Raw genomic sequence first — 18344 nt, 5'->3', positions numbered from 1 at the left:
TTTTGTCCATTATACCCTATTTCCCTGAAAAAATAAATCGTTTTAAGTAAAAATTGACCATTTTTTCATTTTTTATGTCAGAAAACATTACATATGAGCAAAAAACTCTACATCACAAAGATGTAGAGCCTTAGGTCTATTTAACATGATCAGCCAATTCTTCTTGAGCTTTGGCATTTGATTTTTCTTTTTCTTTCTTCCATTTTTTCTCAGCGGCTTTGTAGTCTTTCGCCGTTACAATGTCATTTTGAACTTCTCTGTACTTAAAGACGTAAACATCACCTTTGATACCAACCAGAGAGTAAGGTTTTGTGAACGGAACTGCCTTCATAACAAGCGGACTACCACCGTTTGATTGAATCGGAATGACCAAAGAGCTATCTGTTAACCAAGCTTGAGCTGCTGCATATTTTGTATAGCGAGCAGTTGTATCTTGTTTTTCAGAATCTGCATCTTCATTTAATTTCTTAAATTCGTTCAAGCCCAGTTTGTCTGCTAAATCAGCATTTTGTCCTTTTTCCAAACCGATATTTTGGAGCATATCTCCTTTATCTGGATCAAAAATATTCAAATAAGTTGATGGATCTTGGAAGTCAGGACCCCAACCAGCAATGTTGATATCGTAGTCTTTTTGAGCCGCAGTCTCCGCAAAGTACGTTACATTATTTTTATTTTCTGTAGACATTTGCTGTACATCAATAACAACATTATCTTTACCAAGGGCTTCTTCAACTGATTGTTTAAATGAATTAGCCTGCTGTACCAAGAGGTTGTTTGTTTGTTCAACAGGAAGATCTAAGTGAATTGGGAATTCAACACCTTGTGCTTGGAGAGCTTCTTTTGCTTTGGCAAATTCTGCCTTAGCTTTCTCAACATTAAAGAGTCCATCCTGAGCATCGTCCAACTTAACACCCTTCCACTCATCACCATAGCTCACCAAATCTTTTTCAACTATGTCTCCAAAGTTCTTTTCGCCAATCTGAACGAATGTTGGCGGTACTAAGCTATTTCTAAGTGAGCTAGTTGCTCCCTCTTGACCGTTTTGCTGAGCTCCATAAACTGTCCGATTGAAAGCGAAGTTGATAGCCTGACGGAAATCTTTATTTAAGAGAGCAGCTGTTGTAGATGTCTTTTGAGCATCTGTTGTCTTGGCTGTAAAATTGTAGGCTTTACGGTTGTAGTTAAAGGCGTAAAAGAATGATGTTGCATCTTGAGGAGAGTATACAATATTGTCTTTGTATTGTTTTTGCACTGAAGCATAACTTGAACTATTTGGATACAAACGAGCTTGTGTGTATGTACCATCTTTAAAGTTACGAACAAGCGCCTCTTGATCAGAACCATCAAAGTAAGTCAACTTGACGTCTGAAATTTTCACGTTGCCTTTATCCCAATAGTTGTCATTTTTTGTATATTCAATAGATGATTTAGATGTGAAGGACTTCAGGAAATATGGACCGTTATAGAGAATTCCTGAAGGTTTTACAGTACCGAAATCTTTACCAGATGATTTTAAAAATTCTTCGTTAATTGGGAAGAGAATACCCATTGTGGTTTTAGAATTCCAATAACTTTCTGGCTGATTGAGTGTATATTGGACTGTATAATCGTCAATTGCCTTAACTCCAACTGTTGAGAAATCCTTACTTTCACCTTTTACATAAGCATCCAAACCTTTGATAGAGTTTTGAACAATTGGAAGCGCATCTGAATTGCTGTCAGCCGCGTGCTTCAAACCAGTAACAAAGTCCTGCGCTTTGACTTCTGCATATTCTTCACCTTCAGAAGTATACCATTTAGCACCCTTCCGAAGCTTATATGTATAAGTCAAACCATCTTTCGATACTGTCCAATCTTCTGCCAGAGATGGCACAAGATTTCCGTATTTATCATTTTCTAATAGTCCATCCACTAAGTTTGCAATAACATCAGATGTAGTTGAACGATTAGTATTTGTATAATCCAAGGTATCTGGGTCTGTTAAATAGACATAAGAATAAGTCTTTGAAGCCCCTGAGTTAGAATTTCCACATGCTGCTAAGGTAAAAACAGAAGCAAGCGTTAGCCCTAAAACAGCTAATTTTTTCACTGGTTTCATTGTCGCATCTCCTTTTAATGTTATTTGTATTATTATACTCTATTATTTTATAAAAACAAGTATTTTTTAAAAAATTTTTAAGCATTATATTGTTTTTTGTTCCACAAGCGCCTACACATTCACTTTTGTTCGTCTTTTTGTTTAAAATAAAAATAATGTAAAAAGATCATTAAAAAAACGTTCATATTCACAAAGTATATTTATTCATAATGCTCATTTCACAAAGAATCCAAACCTCTACAACAGCTATTTTTATGGTACAATAGGATTATCCCTACTCAAAGGAAGAGATATGAAAAAAATTATAGTACTTTTATTTATTTGTTTATTTTGCAGCTTTTGTCCTCTTGTTTCCGCAGATGATTTTGATGTTGCCGCCAAAAATGCTATCGCTTTTGACTTAAATACTGGAAAAATTCTCTATGAAAAAGAAGCTACTAGCCCTGTACCAATTGGAAGTCTGACCAAACTTCTATCAGCTTATCTAGTCTATGACGCCATAAAAGCCGAAAAAATTACCATGGACAGCCAGGTAGAGATTTCCGAATATGCACTAAAGCTGACAACTAATTACGACATCAGCAACCTCCCTCTAGACAAAGGAAGCTACTCTGTAGAAGAATTGTTAGAAGCTTCTCTTATCGCTAATGCTAACAGCGCCACCATCGCCCTAGCTGAAAAAATTTCTGGAAGCGAAAAAAAGTTTGTCGATCTTATGAAAGCCAAACTAAAAGAATGGGGAATTTCTGATGCAAAAATTGTCAATTCAACTGGTTTAAACAACTCTCATCTCGGAGATAATATCTATCCTAATTCCAAAAAAGATGAAGAAAATCAGCTAAGCGCCTATGATATGGCCCTTATATCTTATCATCTCATTAAAGATTATCCGCAAGTTTTAAATATTACCGAAAAAACTAGCTTCAACTTTGACGGATTAGAAGTCAATAGTTCGAATTATATGTTAAAAGACATGCCTTCTTATCGCAAGGGGGTGGATGGATTAAAGATCGGAATTTCCGACCAAGGTGGCCTCTCCTTCATCGCTTCTGCTAATGAAAGAGATATGAGACTCATTACAGTCGTTTTAAATGTCGAAAATGCTGAAGAAGATATAAAAGCTCTTTTCCTAGCTACTGCTAGCGTCATGGACTATATCGCCAATAACTTCGTAGTAACTACATTAGCCGAAAAGGGTACCCCTTATGAAGACAGTCACATTTCAATCATCAACGGAAATGAAGATCAAATCAAGGCTATTGCATCAAACAATTTGAATATTATCCAGAGAATTGGGAGCGACCTAGAACCAAAAGTCACTTTCAAAAAAAATAAACAGGAGTTCAAAGCTCCTCTCGCAGCACATACACCAATCGGAACTTTAAGCTACAAAGACACTGATTTAATTGGAAAGGGCTACTTAAAAGAACAACCCAGCATTACAATGGAAACGGAAAAGGAAGTTGCGCAAGGCTTTTTCTTGAAAGTCTGGTGGAATAACTTTGTAGAATACGTTAATAAAAAATTATAGAAACATCAGGAAGGAAAACTTCCTGATGTTTTTTGAATAAAAAAATCAATTGAAGCGACGTTTTCACTTCTTATTTTATTCTAAACTGCAACTTAAACATCACCAAATCTTAAAGGGGACAAAGTAACTACTAGAACTTCTTAGTCGCTCAATCCACCACAAGACAGAGCCAGAAGAAATACATGAACAATTTCTATTAGCTTAATCGTTCATTCCCACCCTGCTGATTTTTAAAAGCACACACTTCATCCACACTAAAAAAGGCTGAGATAGTTTTATCTCAGCCTGGCTTTGTCTTATCTAAAAGATTCTTTTACAAAAGGACCTTAATAGTCTTCTAAACCTAAGTTTGGAAACAAAGGAAATCATCTTTATTTTTAAAATAATCTACTTTTGTTCCACAGCTTTTATCCAACCGACCCTTCCATTTCGTAGCTAATCAAGCGGTTCAGCTCAACAGCATACTCCATAGGCAGTTCTTTAGTGAATGGCTCAACAAAGCCCATGACAATCATTTCTGTTGCTTCGGATTCGGACAAGCCACGGCTCATGAGATAGTAGAGTTGCTCCTCAGAAATCTTAGAAACCTTGGCCTCATGCTCCAGAGCCACCTGAGAGTTATGGATTTCATTAAAGGGAATGGTATCCGAAGCCGAAAGATCATCCATGATAATCGTATCACACTCGATATGGCTGACAGATTTCTTGGAATTTTTAGCAAAGGTTACTTGACCACGGTAGTCTACCTTACCTCCGCCCTTAGCAATAGATTTAGACACGATAGAGGAGCTGGTATGAGGTGCATTGTGGATCATCTTAGCACCTGTATCTTGGTGCTGATTGGTATTAGCAAAGGCAATGGAAAGCATTGTTCCACGCGCCCCAGGTCCATCCAGATAGACAGACGGATACTTCATAGTCGTTTTCGCACCGAGATTCCCGTCAATCCACTCAACTGTCGCATCTTTCATGGCCCGAGCCCGCTTGGTCACGAGGTTGTAGACATTATCTGACCAGTTTTGGATAGTTGTGTAGCGCATATAGGCACCATCTAGGGCAAAAATTTCGACAATTGCTGCATGCAAGCTATTGCTAGAATAAGTCGGAGCAGTACACCCTTCAACATAATGAACACTAGCACCCTCATCGACGATGATCAAAGTTCGCTCAAACTGACCAGAATTTTCATTGTTAATTCGGAAGTAGGTTTGTAGCGGAATATCCACTTTGACACCTTTTGGAACATAGATGAAGGTACCACCAGACCAGACAGCAGAATTGAGGGCTGCCAACTTATTGTCTGTCGGAGGGACCAGCTTAGCAAAATATTGCTTGAAGAGTTCTGGATATTCCTTGAGAGCTGAGTCGGTATCTGTAAAGACTATTCCTAACTTTTGGAACTCTTCCTTCATATTATGGTAAACCACTTCAGACTCATACTGGGCTGCCGCACCAGCCAGGTAGGCTCTCTCCGCTTCTGGGATCCCAATCTTCTCAAAGGTTTCCTTGATCTTCTCAGGCACTTCATCCCAGCTTCTAGCTGGCTTATCAGATGCCTTTTGGTAATAAATCAAGTCATCAAAATTAATTTCTGACAAATCCGGACCCCAAGTCTGCATCGGCATCTTCTTGAAAGCCTCGTAGGATTTGAGGCGGAAATCCAGCATCCATTCTGGTTCATCCTTGGCTGCAGAAAGCTCACGAATGACCGCTTCATTCAGCCCTTTTCCTGTTGAGAGGACAGGTTCGACATCATCATGGAAACCAAACTTGTACTCACCAAGATCAATCGGTTTTGGTTCTACTCTTTCTTCTGACATATTTTCCTTTCACATTCTTACTTTTTATCTTCTTCAATTGCTCGCTTGAGGGCATTCCAACCCAAGGTCGCACACTTAATCCGCTGCGGGAATTTGGCAACACCAGCTAAAAAGGCTCCATCACCCAATTCTTTCTGGCGACTGTCTTCCTGGCCCTGAACCATATGCGAGAAAACCTCTGCTAATTCCAGCGCCTGCTCTTTTGTCTTGCCCAGCACCGCATCCGTCATCATGCTGGCCGAAGCCGTTGAGATGGTACAGCCAGAATTCACAAAGGCAATATCTTCAATCTGATTTTCAGCATTAAACTTCACAGACAAGCTGATAACATCACCACAGGTTGGATTATTGAGGACTACCTGCTCTGCATCTTCCAGCTTACCATGATGATGGGGGTGAGCCGAGTGGTCCGTCACAACCGCCTTGTAAAGACTGTCTAACTTAGAAAGCGCCATTGAAAAACTCCTTTGTCTTTTCTAAAGCATCTACCAGCTTGTCACAATCTGCATAGGTATTGTAGATATAAAAGCTGGCCCGCACAGTCGCTGGCACCTGCAGATAGGTGAGTAGGGGCTGGGCACAATGGTGACCCGCCCGAACAGCCACTCCCTCATAGTCCAGAGCCGTTGCGACATCATGCGGATGGAGACCATCCAGGTTAAAGGCAATCACGCCTGAGCGCTGGGCCAAATCTTGAGAACCATAAATGGTCAAACCTTCCACTGCCTGCAGCTTAGGAAATACGTAGGCAATCAGGTCCTGCTCATGCTGGGCAATGGCATCCATACCCAAGTCTTCCAAATAATCAATAGCCGCCGCAAGACCGATTGCTCCTGCCATATTTGGAGTGCCGGCCTCAAACTTCCAAGGAAGCTCCTTCCATGTTGCTTCTTGCTCATAGACGAAATCAATCATTTCGCCGCCGAACTCAACTGGCGACATCTGCTCTAGCAATTCTTCCTTGCCATAGAGAACGCCGATACCCGTCGGACCTGCCATCTTATGCCCTGAAAAGGCGAAAAAGTCCGCATCCAAATCCTGCACATCAATCTTCATGTGCGGAATGGATTGAGCCCCATCTACCACCAAAAGCGCTCCTTGCTGATGAACCAACTGGGCAATCTCCTTGATGGGATTGATAACCCCAAGGACGTTAGAAGCATGAGCCAGAGAGACAAACTTTGTCCGCTCATTGAGCTTGGCACGGAAATCATCCATATCCAGCGCACCATCCTTGAGATAGACATAGACCAACTTGACTCCGGTCTTCCTACAAGCTTCCTGCCAGGGAATGACATTGGAATGGTGCTCCATGATAGAAATCATCACTTCATCACCAGGCTGCAGCCTTTCAGCCGCAAACTGAGCCACCCAGTTAAGCCCCGTCGTGGTTCCTCTTGTAAAGAGGACTTCTCTGCTAGAAGCTGCATTGATAAAAGAACGAACTCTTTCCCTGGCCGCTTCATAAGCTGCCGTCGCCCGCTCGGCTAGCGTATGCACACCGCGGTGGACGTTGGCATTGTCTCTAAGATAATAGTCTTCGATAGCTGCTAGCACCCGCGTGGGTTTCTGGGTTGTCGCCGCATTGTCCAAATAAACCAAAGGCTCATCATTGACAATTTGGTCCAAAATGGGAAAATCTTGCTTGATTGCTTCTGCATTAAATCCAGACATAAAGACTCCTATCTACTACACGGGCCAAGGCCCAGCTTTTTATCTTTTTGCGAGAATAATATCGATATTTTCAATCATTTCATCACGAACTTCCTTAACAGGGATTTCCACAATCACTGAGCCTAAGAAACCACGTACGACCAAGCGCTCTGCCGTTGCCTTATCAAGACCCCGACTCATGAGATAGTACATATCTTCTGGATCCACCTGGCCGATAGAAGCTGCGTGACCAGCCGTCACATCATTCTCATCAATCAAGAGAATTGGATTAGCGTCTGATCGTGCTTGGTCAGACAGCATGAGAACCCGGCTTTCCTGCTGGGCGTCTGCTCCCTTAGCGCCTTTGATAATATGGCCGATACCATTGAAGGTCAAAGTCCCTTTTTCCAGGATAACCCCGTGCTGCAGGATATTTCCGATAGAGTTGCAGCCATAGTTAGTTACGCGGGTATCAATCCCTTGAACCTGCTTACCACTTGAGAGAGCCACCACCTTCATATCCGCATGACTACCCTTGCCATAGAGGTCACTATCAAAGTCCGCTACGACATTGCCTTCGTTCATAACACCGATAGCCCAGTCAATCATAGCGTCGTTGTCCAGCTTACCACGGCGGCTGATATAGGCTGTGACGTTTTGGCCCAAGCGGTCAATCGCTGAAAACTTAATCTGAGCTCCAGCCTGAGCAATGACTTCTACTGTGATATTAGCTGTCGCTGGAACAGCTCCTTCACCATAAGTCTCCAAGCGTTCCAAGTAGTTAACCTTAGAATGCTTGCCTGCGATAATCAAAATATGCTTGTTAAAAGGAACATCGCTTTCGCTGTCCTGATAAAAAATTCCTTCAATCGGCTGGTCAATCTCAACATTGTCAGGTACATAAAGAACTGCGCCGCTGTTGAAATAAGCCGTATGGTAAGCAGCCAATTTATCCTCGTCATACTTAACCGCAGACATAAAATGCTTCTCTACCAGCTCTGGAATCTCTTCTAAGGCCGTGTGAAAATCTGTAAAAACAACCCCTTGCTCTGCCAAGTCAGCTGGCAATTGCTCAAGGACTGTTTGAGTCCCCATTTGGATAAACTTGAGATTGTCCCCAAGAGACGTGAAATCTGGCACACTGGTCAAAGGCTCGCTGTCAGAAATCCGTCCGTCGCCCAGATTCCAACGATGGAATTTAACCCGCTCAATAATGGGCAAATCCAGTTGATCAATCTTGACAAAAGCCTTCTGACGGAGACTAGCCAACCATTCCGGCTCAGCGTGCAACTGTGAAAATTCTTGAATTAATTCTTTAGTCATGTCATTCTCCTATCTTTTATCAAAGTCAAAAGAGTGTTTGACTAAACTTCTTCCTTGTAGTTGAAGCCCAATTCTTCAGCCAACTTAGCATAACCTTCTTTTTCCAAGCGTACTGCCAATTCAGGACCGCCAGAAAGAACAACCTTACCTTCCATCATAACATGAACTTTATCTGGAGTAATGTAGTTAAGCAGACGTTGGTAGTGGGTAATAATCATAGCACCAAATCCTTCACCGCGCATGGCATTAACCCCTTTAGACACAACCTTAAGAGCATCAATATCCAGACCAGAGTCAATCTCATCCAAGAGCGCAAAAGTTGGCTCTAACATAAGTAACTGTAGGATTTCATTGCGTTTCTTTTCTCCACCAGAGAATCCTTCATTGAGATAGCGCTCAGCCATTTCTTCTTTCATGTTGAGCAATTCCATCTTTTCGTCTAGCTTCATGATAAAATCACGGACAGAGATTTTTTCTTCGTCTTCTTTGCCAGCATTCATAGCTGCACGGAGAAACTCGGCATTAGTAATACCTGGAATTTCACTAGGGTACTGCATTGCAAGAAAGAGACCCATACGAGCACGCTCGTCTACTTCCAATTCTAGAATATTAACTCCGTCAAAGAGGATTTCTCCTTGAGTAACTTCGTAATTGGGATTCCCCATAATAGCAGCAGAAAGAGTGGATTTACCTGTACCATTTGGTCCCATGATAGCAGCCACTTCTCCTGTTTTCAAGGTAAGGTTAACCCCCTTGAGAATTTCTTTTCCTTCAATCTCAACATGAAGATCTTTGATTTCTAATACAGACATTGCGTCCATTCCTTTCTTTATCGTATTCCACTCATTAGTATAGCAAAAAAAAGCCCAAAAGGCTTTTATTTTGATTAGAATTGTTCTTATTTATGTTCTTTATTTTTCCAACGTCTACGCACTTCTTCTCTATAAGAAGAGTTTCCAATATACCGCATAATCTTTAAAAGCGGTGTACGGTTTGGTCCTAAAATTTCAATCAATTCTGCAAGCAATTCTACTCCAAAAAGCAAACCAATAACTAGAAGTACACCACCAACTCGACTGGAAATATTTAGTAATAGAGAGATTGTAGCAAAAATCAACGAAATCCCATAAATCACCAAAACCGTTCCTCTATGAGTCAAGCCTAAAGAAAGCAAACGGTGATGCAAATGATTGCGGTCAGGCTGATAGAATTTTTGACCAGATAAAGTCCGGCGGACAATCGCCAAGAAAGTATCCGCAATCGGCACACCTAAAATAATCATAGGCGTCACCACAGCAACAGCTGTTGCATTTTTCAAACCTTGTAAGGACAGAACCGAAATCATAAACCCAATAAAGAGGGCCCCAGTATCTCCACCGTATATAATCGCTGGATGGTAATTATAAGGGAAGAAGCCTGCAATCGAAGCTACTAAGACAAAAATTGTCAGGGTTAAGAATAAGTTATGGTCAGGCAGGAAGAAATAAGATACAACTCCCATTGTCAGCAAGGAGATTATTGATACACCGCTAACCAAACCATCTAACCCATCCATAAGATTCACCGCATTTGTAATAGATACAATCCAAATCAAGGTTAAAATAAAGGATAACCAAGGAGGGAAAAAGAGATGAGGACCACCGAAAGGAATTTTAAAGTCATTTAAGCGAAAATCCGTCAAGAGCCAAATCAAAGAAGCAGCAACAACAATTCCAAGTAGCTTAGGTAAAGGAGACAACTCTTTTACATCGTCAATCAGACCTGTTAAGGCTACCACTCCACCTCCTAGGACAACTGGCCAAATATAATCGAAATAAGTTTCTCCACGAAAAGTGACCTGCACAATAGTTGGCATCATGATTAAACTTGTGATAGAAAAAGCTATAACGACCGCTAGGCCACCTGCACTAGGCATAGGCTTTTTATTAATTCGTCGGGCATTGGGATAGTCAACTGCATCAATTTTAAAGGCCAAAATACGAACCAAAGGCGTCAACAAGATACCGATAAAAAAGGTGCCCAGCAAGACCATAATAAATTTCAAAGGAAATGTAACCATCAGCAGTTTACCTTTTGAAGATGTTGCACAGCATCTGTTACAATCAACAAGTGACCATGCTCTTGAAGAAGGGCTCTCGTCGTATCTGTGTCCTCAGCATGTTCACGCATTGCTGCCAGAAGCCAGGCAGGATAACGACTCGGACGACCTTCAATATCCACTAGAATAGTCAAATAATAGTGCTGATCCATTTTGTATAGCTCTGATGTATCAACTGGATAGTGGATAGTCTTGGTGAAAGCGATCAGATTTTTCAAGTCAGAAAAACGCAAGATATAATAAATATAGCGATCTTGTTCTTGCCCTTCCTCTGGCTCAGATGCATCTTCCTCTTCTGCTTTTTCCAGCATTTGAACAGCATCTATATCTTCACGGCTTTTTTCAAAGATATTTTTTTCAAGCGTCTTTAGAAATTCATCCGGAGTCATTTGAGACAGTTCGTCCATATCAGGCAAGTCAGCCAAATCTTCAAAATTCAAATTTTTATCTACTTTAGATTTTGTGACAAAAACATCTAATTTGTCTGGCTTTGGAGTCACCCGAAAACTCAACATTCCACTATCTAGAAAACTTTCTGGCATTTCGAGTTCATCTAAAATGGTATAGAAAAATTCCTCCGTCTTTTCCTGAGGAACCAGAAAATCTGCCATCTCCATGCCGTGCTCTTCTAGATCTTCTAATTTAATTGTGATCTTAATTGTTGATTCACTAATTTGCTTCACTTCCATTGTTCTACCTCGTACATACTAGTCCTTCCATTATACTAAATTCCCCTATGTTTTTCAAAGGTTAAAGTCAGTCTTCTTCTTGATTTCAAAAGAAAAGAGCTGGTATCCCAACTCTTTCAGTTTATTTTGCAAATAGGGCCTTAAAAACCCAATAAACAAGCAATAAAGTGCCTAGGCCAATCCGATATTTACCAAACACGGTAAAATCATGTTTTTTAACATAATCTGTCAAGAATCGAATGACATACATACTTACCCCAAAGGCCACAATCATAGCCACCAGCAAGAGAGTCAATTGACCCAAATCAAGACTATTTCCTTTTAGGATAAACTTCAGAACCTTAATACCACTAGCCCCAAACATAACTGGGATTCCTAAGAAAAAGGTAAATTCTGTCACAACAGAACGACTAGTTCCATTTAAAAGACCACCAACAATAGTTGCTCCTGACCGACTAGTCCCTGGAAAGAGGGACAAAACTTGGAAGAAACCTATGTAGAGAGCTGTTTTGTAAGGAAGCTTCTCTATATTCGTCACAGTTGGCTCTACTTCCTGATTACGTCGTTCTATAAGAATGAAGGCAATCCCATAAATAATCAGCATAATTGCTACAGAAACAAAATTATGGAAATTCTTTTCAAACCAGTTATCAAGTGGAATTCCTATTATAACTGCTGGCAAGGAAGCCACTACTACTTTAGCCCAGAGTTGCCATGTTTTCTGAACTTGGCGGGGGGTTTTATCCGGTTTAAAAGGATTGAGCTTATCAAAATAAATGAAGACAACAGCTAAGATAGCCCCCAGCTGGATAACCACGTTGAACATTTCCATAAAAGCAGCATTTTGCTTTTGGTAATGAATAAACTCTTGAACCAGAATCAGGTGTCCAGTACTAGAAATGGGCAACCATTCTGTAATCCCTTCGATAATTCCAAAAATAACGGACTTTATAATCTCAATGAAGAACATCTTTTCTCCTAAATTTACTTTTATACTTTAAAAATTATAAAAAACATCGATAAAAAATTCAATTAAAAACTGTGTCACTGGGGAATTTCTAGAAGGAGCCTCCGCCCCCTCCGCCTCCTCCACCAGAGAAGCCACCACCATCAAAACCGCCTGAATCACTTCCACTTGATATGGAGAAAGTACTTGCTGAACTGGCGGTTTGAACATAGGAATTTAGCAGGTCAACACCACCCGCAAAATGAAGACTTTGATCCGTCAAAACAAATCTTTCTAGCTCTTTATTTTCTAGATGAATATCTTGGACTTTCATCACCTTGCTGACTCGTTTTGCATAACCAAAAAGAGTAGCGTAGACCAACAGACGATTCCAAAGAATCACACCCTCAACTTCTGTTTTATCAAATTTAGCAATATCGCGAAGCATATTGGCAAAACTCCGCCACTCCACCACTTCATTAATGTAATCTTCATTCAGGAGATTATCGCTACGTTTGGTCACAAAAGCATTCAAAGGAATTCCAATAATCAAGACCAGCAAAAATCCCAAAGAATATTGCCAAAAGAACTCCCTAAATAGGAAACCAAATCCAATTAAAGAAAACATTAGTAGCAGAAAAACCAAGAGATAGAGCAAGCAACCACGATTCCTCATTTTTTCTTCTTCCTTGTTTAGACTACGAAAATGCGGATGTAAGCCCAGTCTTTGTTCCTCTTCTTTTATATCATTTGATAATTTGCGTAAATCTTTGATAAAACGATATCTCTTATCGCTCCCTTCCTTACGAACCTCTGCCTCGTCGTCCTTATCCTTAACTCCTTTGAGAATTTTTTTGTCAATCTGATAGGCAGAAAACATCGTGTCTGGTTCAACGGAGCTCTTATCACCGAATACCATCTCCACAAAAGTCAACTCAAACCCTGCCATTCCTTCATAATGCGCAATCTCTAAGCGATGAGATTGGCCCTCTGTCACATATTTGAGATTTCCTCTATCTACCAGATCAAGTAAGGTCGCCTGAATTAAGTTAGAAAATAGTAGGCGCCCCTTTTTGCCTTGTACAGGCCCTACCTTTTCGATATCTACATCATAGATATTTAGAGCTACTAGCATGGGGGGAAGATCTTGTGGAACTTCATAAAGTCGAGCCTGATCCGAAAAACTTGTTTTTTGACGAGTCGTCTTAAAATACCGAATCAAATAGTATATAGAAATCACAAAAATAACTAAGAAAACCACCGGAAGTATCTTGTAAACTAGACTCTGATAAAAGACTGTTTTGCGAGCAATATCCTGCTCCTGTTTTTCAAAACCATCACGTCGATTTGTAGTACCAGCGTCATTGGTTAATGATTGACTAAAAAGTGACCGATCCCAGATACCATGAAGTTCAAAATGGTGTCTAGCTCCTAAAGAATCCAAAGTTACTTCAAAACCATTTTCAATTTTCTTTACTTCTGGATCTTTTTTGAAAAAACCAGTATGACCAACCAAGCGAGCACTAGAATCCGGCTGAGAGGTGACCACAAATGAGACATGATCCATCTCAACCTCCCAGTCAGAAATTGGAATCCAATTTAACTCAGCTACATCTGGGTAGAGAAAAAGAAGATTTTTTAATTGCCAAGTAATTTTGATTTTAACTCGGTCCCCACTATTTCCAGAATTATATATCTTGAGTTTTTTCCCGTCTTCAATCGGTACATCCTCAATACTTTCGGGTTCCTTGGTTTTGCCATTCGTCTCAATTTCTACCAAAGGGTTAGATTCTATTTGAAAATTCGAGGGCACCTTTCCCGCCCGCCCCAGGGTAATGTATTGACCATTGTAGGGATCATCATAGACATAGGTCACCTCTTCGATAAAAGTTGCTGTATTGTCTTGATGGATTTCCAATCTCCCATTGTATTGTTCAATTCGACTGTCAATTTCAGCTGCCTTACCCCTAAAAGGTATCAGTAAAGTCACCAAAAATAAGATGGATATAATGAATAGTAATCTTTTTTTCACGTATTTTCTCCATTCTATTCCTTCAACATCATCACTAGCACTTCCCTCGGAAGCTTCTTCAATATACAAAAAGTAGCCTGCTAATTCTATTTTCCCTCATGCAGATTCAGGAGTTGTTATTGAAATAAAGCTAGAAATTTAGCTATCCTACTATTCAATTAGCATCAATTCCTCGGCTTCATTTTCATCTCATTATATCATTTTTTTCTTATAGAGACTTTCTAAGATTGAAAAGAAGGACATTTTCTTGTACAATAGAAAGAACTTACTTTTTAACATGATAGATAGGAGAACCCATGAAAAAGATATTTTTTAGCATCTTATCTTTGATTCTGCTGACTTTTGGCGCCAGCCAGATTGTTCAGGCGGATGAATACCTTCGAATCGGAATGGAGGCTGCCTATGCCCCCTTTAACTGGACCCAAGACGATGATTCAAACGGTGCTGTCAAAATAGATGGTACCAACCAATATGCCAATGGCTACGATGTTCAAGTTGCAAAAAAAATCGCAAAGGAACTTGGAAAAAAGCCCCTTATTGTTAAAACATCTTGGAATGGATTAATTCCCGCTTTGACCTCTGGAAAGATCGATATGATTATTGCAGGTATGAGCCCAACTGAAGAGAGAAAGAAAGAAATTGCCTTTTCTAACAGTTACTATACCAGCGAACCAGTTGTTCTTGTCCAAAAGAACGGGGCTTACGCCCAGGCCAAAACACTGGATGATTTTAAGGGAGCTAAAATCACCTCCCAACAAGGAGTTTACCTCTACAATCTGATTTCGCAACTCAAGGGAGCTAAACAAGAAACTGCAATGGGAGATTTTGCTCAAATGCGCCAAGCCCTCGAGTCTGGAGTGATAGATGGCTACGTCTCTGAACGGCCAGAAGCTTTGACAGCAGAAGCAGCCAATTCATCCTTTAAGATGATCCAATTCAAAAAAGGCTTCGAGGTTGGAAAAGAAGATGCTTCCATTGCAATCGGAATGCAAAAAGATGATCAGCGGATGGCAAAAGTTAATGAAGCGATCTCTAAAATTAGCTCTCAAGACCAAGTGAAGTTAATGGATGAGATGATCAAGAAACAGCCTGTAGAAAAATCATCTGCCAAAGAAAAACAAAACTTTTTTAAAGAAGTCACAAAAATTTGGCAAGAAAATTGGCCTCAATTTCTTCGAGGCGCAGGCTTAACTTTACTCATCTCTATCACAGGAACCATCACAGGTTTATTGATTGGACTACTCATTGGAGTTTTCCGTACTGCTCCAACATCAAAAAATAAAGCTCTTGCAATTTTACAAAAACTATTTGGCTGGTTCCTAAATGTCTACATCGAAATCTTCCGTGGTACACCGATGATTGTTCAATCCATGGTCATCTACTACGGCTCTGCCCAAGCCTTTGGCATTTCAATCGACAGAACAATTGCTGCTATTTTTATCGTTTCCATTAACACCGGTGCGTATATGAGTGAGATCGTACGTGGAGGAATTTTCGCTGTTGATAAAGGACAATTTGAAGCCGCTACTGCTCTTGGCATGACCCACGGACAAACCATGAGAAAAATCGTGTTGCCACAAGTCATTCGCAACATTCTCCCAGCTACAGGGAATGAATTTGTCATCAATATTAAAGATACTTCCGTACTGAATGTTATTTCTGTAGTAGAGCTCTACTTCTCTGGAAATACCATAGCGACTCAAACCTACAAGTATTTCCAAACCTTCACCATCATCGCCGTTATATACTTTGTTCTGACATTTACAGTAACCCGAATCCTTCGTTACGTTGAGCATCGTTTTGATACTGATAGCTACACCACCGGAGCCAATCAAATGCAGACGGGAGAATTGAAACCATGACAGAAACAATTTTAGAAATCAAACACTTGAAAAAATCCTACGGTGAAAATCAAGTCCTAAAAGATATTTCACTCACCGTTCACAAGGGAGAAGTTATTTCCATTATCGGAAGCTCTGGAAGTGGAAAATCAACCTTCCTTCGCTCTATCAATTTACTTGAAATACCTAGCGCTGGAGAAATCATTTACAAAGGTCAAAATGTCCTTGAACCAAATTATGATTTAACACACTATCGTGAAAAACTAGGAATGGTTTTCCAATCTTTCAATCTATTTGAAAATCTAAATGTCTTAGAAAATACAATCGTTGCCCAAACAACTGTCCTCAAACGCGAACGATCTGAAGCAGAGAAGATTGCTAAAGAAAATCTTGAAAAAGTAGGCATGGGCGAACAATACTGGAAAGCCAAGCCTAAACAATTGTCTGGTGGCCAAAAGCAGCGTGTCGCTATCGCTCGCGCCTTATCCATGAATCCAGATGCTATTCTCTTTGATGAACCGACCTCTGCTCTAGACCCCGAAATGGTTGGCGAAGTCTTAAAGATCATGAAAGAATTGGCTCAAGAAGGCCTAACCATGATCGTCGTTACCCATGAAATGGAATTTGCTCGAGATGTCTCGCATCGAGTCATATTTATGGACAAGGGAGTCATTGCTGAAGAAGGTAAACCTGAAATTATCTTTACTCAGCCAAAAGAAGAACGTACCAGAGAATTCCTTCAACGCTATCTTAAATGATCTTAAAAAATACCTGATAAGTTCTAACTTAACGACCAACTAAAAAACACAGAATGGCGGATAGTCATTCTGTGTTTTTATTCATTTTTCAATCAAACTATTTAACTTTCAAATAACTTGCATTTTGAATGTCTAGTTTAAAGACAAAGCCATTCATTTTTAGACTTATTGGATAATTTCTCCAAACTTTTATCTACAAACGAACACGTAACCTTAAAAACAGTTGAAGAAAAATGTTTGTTATTGTGTAAATAAACAAAGGAGTAGGACAAACCTACTCCTTATTTATCTTCATACTTATCGTGGTTTTTATCATAAAAGTCAATCAAACTAAGAGCTGTTTCAAATGAGATATTTTTAACTTGAGCACGACCTTGAGCTAGGGCAATAATAGACATTTCGCGGGCTGTTGTCTCTTTACTGATACGGTAACCTGTTAATTTTTTTTCACGAACCCAGCCTACGACTGCTTCTACTTTTTCAAAACTTGTTTTTGCCATTTCGTTCTCCTATCTAATTATTATCGATATTTAATTCTAAAGCTTTTTAGTTGATTTGTCAATAAGAACAAGATAGTAAACGGAAATTAAATATTTCAGAATATTCTGAGAACTTTTACTTAGCTTTTAAGGCAGATAAAATTTGAGTCCGAATACTCTCAACTCCATCAGGATTTGCTGGCAGGAAGATTGTATTATTTCCCTGTTTATCTGCAAAATTATTCAGTGTATCAAGGTATTGGTTGGTCAACAAAATAGACATAATCTGTTCTTCCGTCAACTCTACATTGGCTCCCTTCAACTCTTTAATAGAATCTGCCAAACCATCTACAATTGCCTTCCGTTGCTCAGCTATACCAACCCCGTGAAGACGATCCTTTTCTGCCTCAGCCTCAGCAGCAGTAACGATTTTGATCTTGTCCGCTTCAGCTAATTCTTGAGCAGCGACACGCTTTCTTTGAGCAGCATTGATTTCATTCATAGACTGCTTAACTTCTGCATCCGGCTCTACTTTTGTAATCAATGTTTTAACGATGATGTATCCATAAGTAGACATTTCTTCAGCCACTTGTTTTTGAACTTCAAGTGCGATTTCATCTTTCTTTTCAAAGAGCTCATCGAGGGTCAATTTAGGAACAGAAGAACGCAAAGCGTCTTCAATATATGACTTAATTTGTGACTCAGGACGCATCAGCTTGTAATAGGCATCTGTAACGTTATTTTCATTTACTCGATACTGTGTCGCAACATTCATCGTAACAAATACATTATCTTGCGTTTTTGTTTCAACGACGATATCACTTTGTAACAAACGTAATTGAACACGCGCTGCAATTTTATCAATTCCAAAAGGAATACGGAAGTTCATACCACTTGAACTTGTCTTTTGGTAGCGACCAAACCGTTCAATAATGGCAACGGATTGTTGTCTAACAACATAAATGGAACTTATTAGCAATAAAATAGCTAAAAAGATGACAACCAATAGAATAACAATTCCCATAATGTGTTTCTCCTTTTTTGATTCAAAGGGTTTTAAACTGTCTTGAAACGGC

Annotated in this window: 15 protein-coding genes; 3 read left to right on the top strand and 12 right to left on the bottom strand. The window is 39.9% G+C overall.

All coding sequences use genetic code 11. From position 1 onward, the window contains the following. Positions 1 to 136: 136 nt before the first annotated feature. The gene (locus HMPREF2780_RS11535; RefSeq protein WP_061596797.1) at positions 137 to 2098 is read right to left on the bottom strand and encodes a peptide ABC transporter substrate-binding protein; all 1962 of its coding nucleotides are present in this window, start codon (positions 2096 to 2098) and stop codon (positions 137 to 139) included. 292 nt (positions 2099 to 2390) lie between these two features. On the opposite strand from HMPREF2780_RS11535, the gene pbp3 reads away from it, so the two are divergent. Next, complete coding sequence (pbp3, locus tag HMPREF2780_RS11530) at positions 2391 to 3629, top strand: D-alanyl-D-alanine carboxypeptidase PBP3 (protein WP_008809629.1); 1239 nt, start codon at positions 2391 to 2393, stop codon at positions 3627 to 3629. 407 nt (positions 3630 to 4036) lie between these two features. Here pbp3 and sufB read toward each other — a convergent pair whose 3' ends face one another. The 9 genes from sufB to HMPREF2780_RS11485 form a co-directional block, all read right to left on the bottom strand. Continuing rightward, a complete protein-coding gene (gene sufB / locus HMPREF2780_RS11525) occupies positions 4037 to 5449 on the bottom strand; it encodes a Fe-S cluster assembly protein SufB (protein ID WP_008809630.1) in 1413 nt (470 codons plus the stop codon). A 17-nt stretch (positions 5450 to 5466) separates the two neighbouring features. Beyond that, positions 5467 to 5904 carry a Fe-S cluster assembly sulfur transfer protein SufU gene (gene sufU / locus HMPREF2780_RS11520; RefSeq protein ID WP_008809631.1) on the bottom strand — a complete coding sequence of 146 codons (438 nt, stop codon included), beginning with the start codon at positions 5902 to 5904 and terminating at the stop codon, positions 5467 to 5469. Further along, positions 5891 to 7123: a cysteine desulfurase gene (locus tag HMPREF2780_RS11515; RefSeq protein WP_061596796.1), complete on the bottom strand. Its 1233-nt coding sequence runs from the start codon at positions 7121 to 7123 to the stop codon at positions 5891 to 5893. The genes sufU and HMPREF2780_RS11515 overlap by 14 nt, the downstream gene beginning before the upstream one ends. 39 nt (positions 7124 to 7162) lie before the next feature. Continuing rightward, the gene (gene sufD / locus HMPREF2780_RS11510; protein WP_020992753.1) at positions 7163 to 8425 is read right to left on the bottom strand and encodes a Fe-S cluster assembly protein SufD; all 1263 of its coding nucleotides are present in this window, start codon (positions 8423 to 8425) and stop codon (positions 7163 to 7165) included. A gap of 41 nt (positions 8426 to 8466) precedes the next feature. Beyond that, complete coding sequence (gene sufC / locus HMPREF2780_RS11505) at positions 8467 to 9237, bottom strand: Fe-S cluster assembly ATPase SufC (protein WP_008809634.1); 771 nt, start codon at positions 9235 to 9237, stop codon at positions 8467 to 8469. 86 nt (positions 9238 to 9323) lie between these two features. After that, entirely contained in the window at positions 9324 to 10490 is a 1167-nt protein-coding gene (locus HMPREF2780_RS11500) for a glycosyltransferase family 4 protein (RefSeq protein ID WP_008809635.1), read from the bottom strand. Beyond that, positions 10484 to 11212: an adaptor protein MecA gene (gene mecA, locus HMPREF2780_RS11495; RefSeq protein WP_008809636.1), complete on the bottom strand. Its 729-nt coding sequence runs from the start codon at positions 11210 to 11212 to the stop codon at positions 10484 to 10486. The genes HMPREF2780_RS11500 and mecA overlap by 7 nt, the downstream gene beginning before the upstream one ends. 121 nt (positions 11213 to 11333) lie before the next feature. Beyond that, positions 11334 to 12182: an undecaprenyl-diphosphate phosphatase gene (locus HMPREF2780_RS11490; protein ID WP_008809637.1), complete on the bottom strand. Its 849-nt coding sequence runs from the start codon at positions 12180 to 12182 to the stop codon at positions 11334 to 11336. 88 nt (positions 12183 to 12270) lie between these two features. Then, positions 12271 to 14190, bottom strand: a complete 1920-nt coding sequence (locus HMPREF2780_RS11485; protein WP_105026644.1) for a DUF2207 domain-containing protein — start codon at positions 14188 to 14190, stop codon at positions 12271 to 12273. A 296-nt stretch (positions 14191 to 14486) separates the two neighbouring features. Here HMPREF2780_RS11485 and HMPREF2780_RS11480 point away from each other — a divergent pair, with 296 nt between their 5' ends. After that, a complete protein-coding gene (locus HMPREF2780_RS11480) occupies positions 14487 to 16052 on the top strand; it encodes an ABC transporter substrate-binding protein/permease (protein ID WP_061594165.1) in 1566 nt (521 codons plus the stop codon). Continuing rightward, positions 16049 to 16789 carry an amino acid ABC transporter ATP-binding protein gene (locus tag HMPREF2780_RS11475; RefSeq protein ID WP_061593370.1) on the top strand — a complete coding sequence of 247 codons (741 nt, stop codon included), beginning with the start codon at positions 16049 to 16051 and terminating at the stop codon, positions 16787 to 16789. The genes HMPREF2780_RS11480 and HMPREF2780_RS11475 overlap by 4 nt, the downstream gene beginning before the upstream one ends. A 281-nt stretch (positions 16790 to 17070) precedes the next feature. Here HMPREF2780_RS11475 and HMPREF2780_RS11470 read toward each other — a convergent pair whose 3' ends face one another. Continuing rightward, a complete protein-coding gene (locus HMPREF2780_RS11470; protein ID WP_008809641.1) occupies positions 17071 to 17289 on the bottom strand; it encodes a capsule biosynthesis transcriptional regulator in 219 nt (72 codons plus the stop codon). Positions 17290 to 17404: 115 nt separating this feature from the next. Then, positions 17405 to 18292: an SPFH domain-containing protein gene (locus HMPREF2780_RS11465; RefSeq protein WP_008809642.1), complete on the bottom strand. Its 888-nt coding sequence runs from the start codon at positions 18290 to 18292 to the stop codon at positions 17405 to 17407. Between the last annotated feature and the right edge of the window lie 52 nt (positions 18293 to 18344).

Source organism: Streptococcus sp. HMSC062B01 (assembly GCF_001811085.1).
Classification (GTDB): Bacteria; Bacillota; Bacilli; order Lactobacillales; family Streptococcaceae; genus Streptococcus; species Streptococcus gordonii.
The sequence above is the reverse complement of the archived record's forward strand: the minus strand, read 5'-3'. Positions and strand labels throughout refer to the sequence as shown.

Bases quoted from the DNA above. Each gene is read 5' to 3' on its own strand.
- HMPREF2780_RS11535 (WP_061596797.1), bottom strand. From the start codon at position 2,098: ATGAAACCAGTGAAAAAATTAGCTGTTTTAGGGCTAACGCTTGCTTCT.
- pbp3 (WP_008809629.1), top strand. From the start codon at position 2,391: ATGAAAAAAATTATAGTACTTTTATTTATTTGTTTATTTTGCAGCTTT.
- sufB (WP_008809630.1), bottom strand. From the start codon at position 5,449: ATGTCAGAAGAAAGAGTAGAACCAAAACCGATTGATCTTGGTGAGTAC.
- sufU (WP_008809631.1), bottom strand. From the start codon at position 5,904: ATGGCGCTTTCTAAGTTAGACAGTCTTTACAAGGCGGTTGTGACGGAC.
- HMPREF2780_RS11515 (WP_061596796.1), bottom strand. From the start codon at position 7,123: ATGTCTGGATTTAATGCAGAAGCAATCAAGCAAGATTTTCCCATTTTG.
- sufD (WP_020992753.1), bottom strand. From the start codon at position 8,425: ATGACTAAAGAATTAATTCAAGAATTTTCACAGTTGCACGCTGAGCCG.
- sufC (WP_008809634.1), bottom strand. From the start codon at position 9,237: ATGTCTGTATTAGAAATCAAAGATCTTCATGTTGAGATTGAAGGAAAA.
- mecA (WP_008809636.1), bottom strand. From the start codon at position 11,212: ATGGAAGTGAAGCAAATTAGTGAATCAACAATTAAGATCACAATTAAA.
- HMPREF2780_RS11490 (WP_008809637.1), bottom strand. From the start codon at position 12,182: ATGTTCTTCATTGAGATTATAAAGTCCGTTATTTTTGGAATTATCGAA.
- HMPREF2780_RS11480 (WP_061594165.1), top strand. From the start codon at position 14,487: ATGAAAAAGATATTTTTTAGCATCTTATCTTTGATTCTGCTGACTTTT.
- HMPREF2780_RS11475 (WP_061593370.1), top strand. From the start codon at position 16,049: ATGACAGAAACAATTTTAGAAATCAAACACTTGAAAAAATCCTACGGT.
- HMPREF2780_RS11470 (WP_008809641.1), bottom strand. From the start codon at position 17,289: ATGGCAAAAACAAGTTTTGAAAAAGTAGAAGCAGTCGTAGGCTGGGTT.
- HMPREF2780_RS11465 (WP_008809642.1), bottom strand. From the start codon at position 18,292: ATGGGAATTGTTATTCTATTGGTTGTCATCTTTTTAGCTATTTTATTG.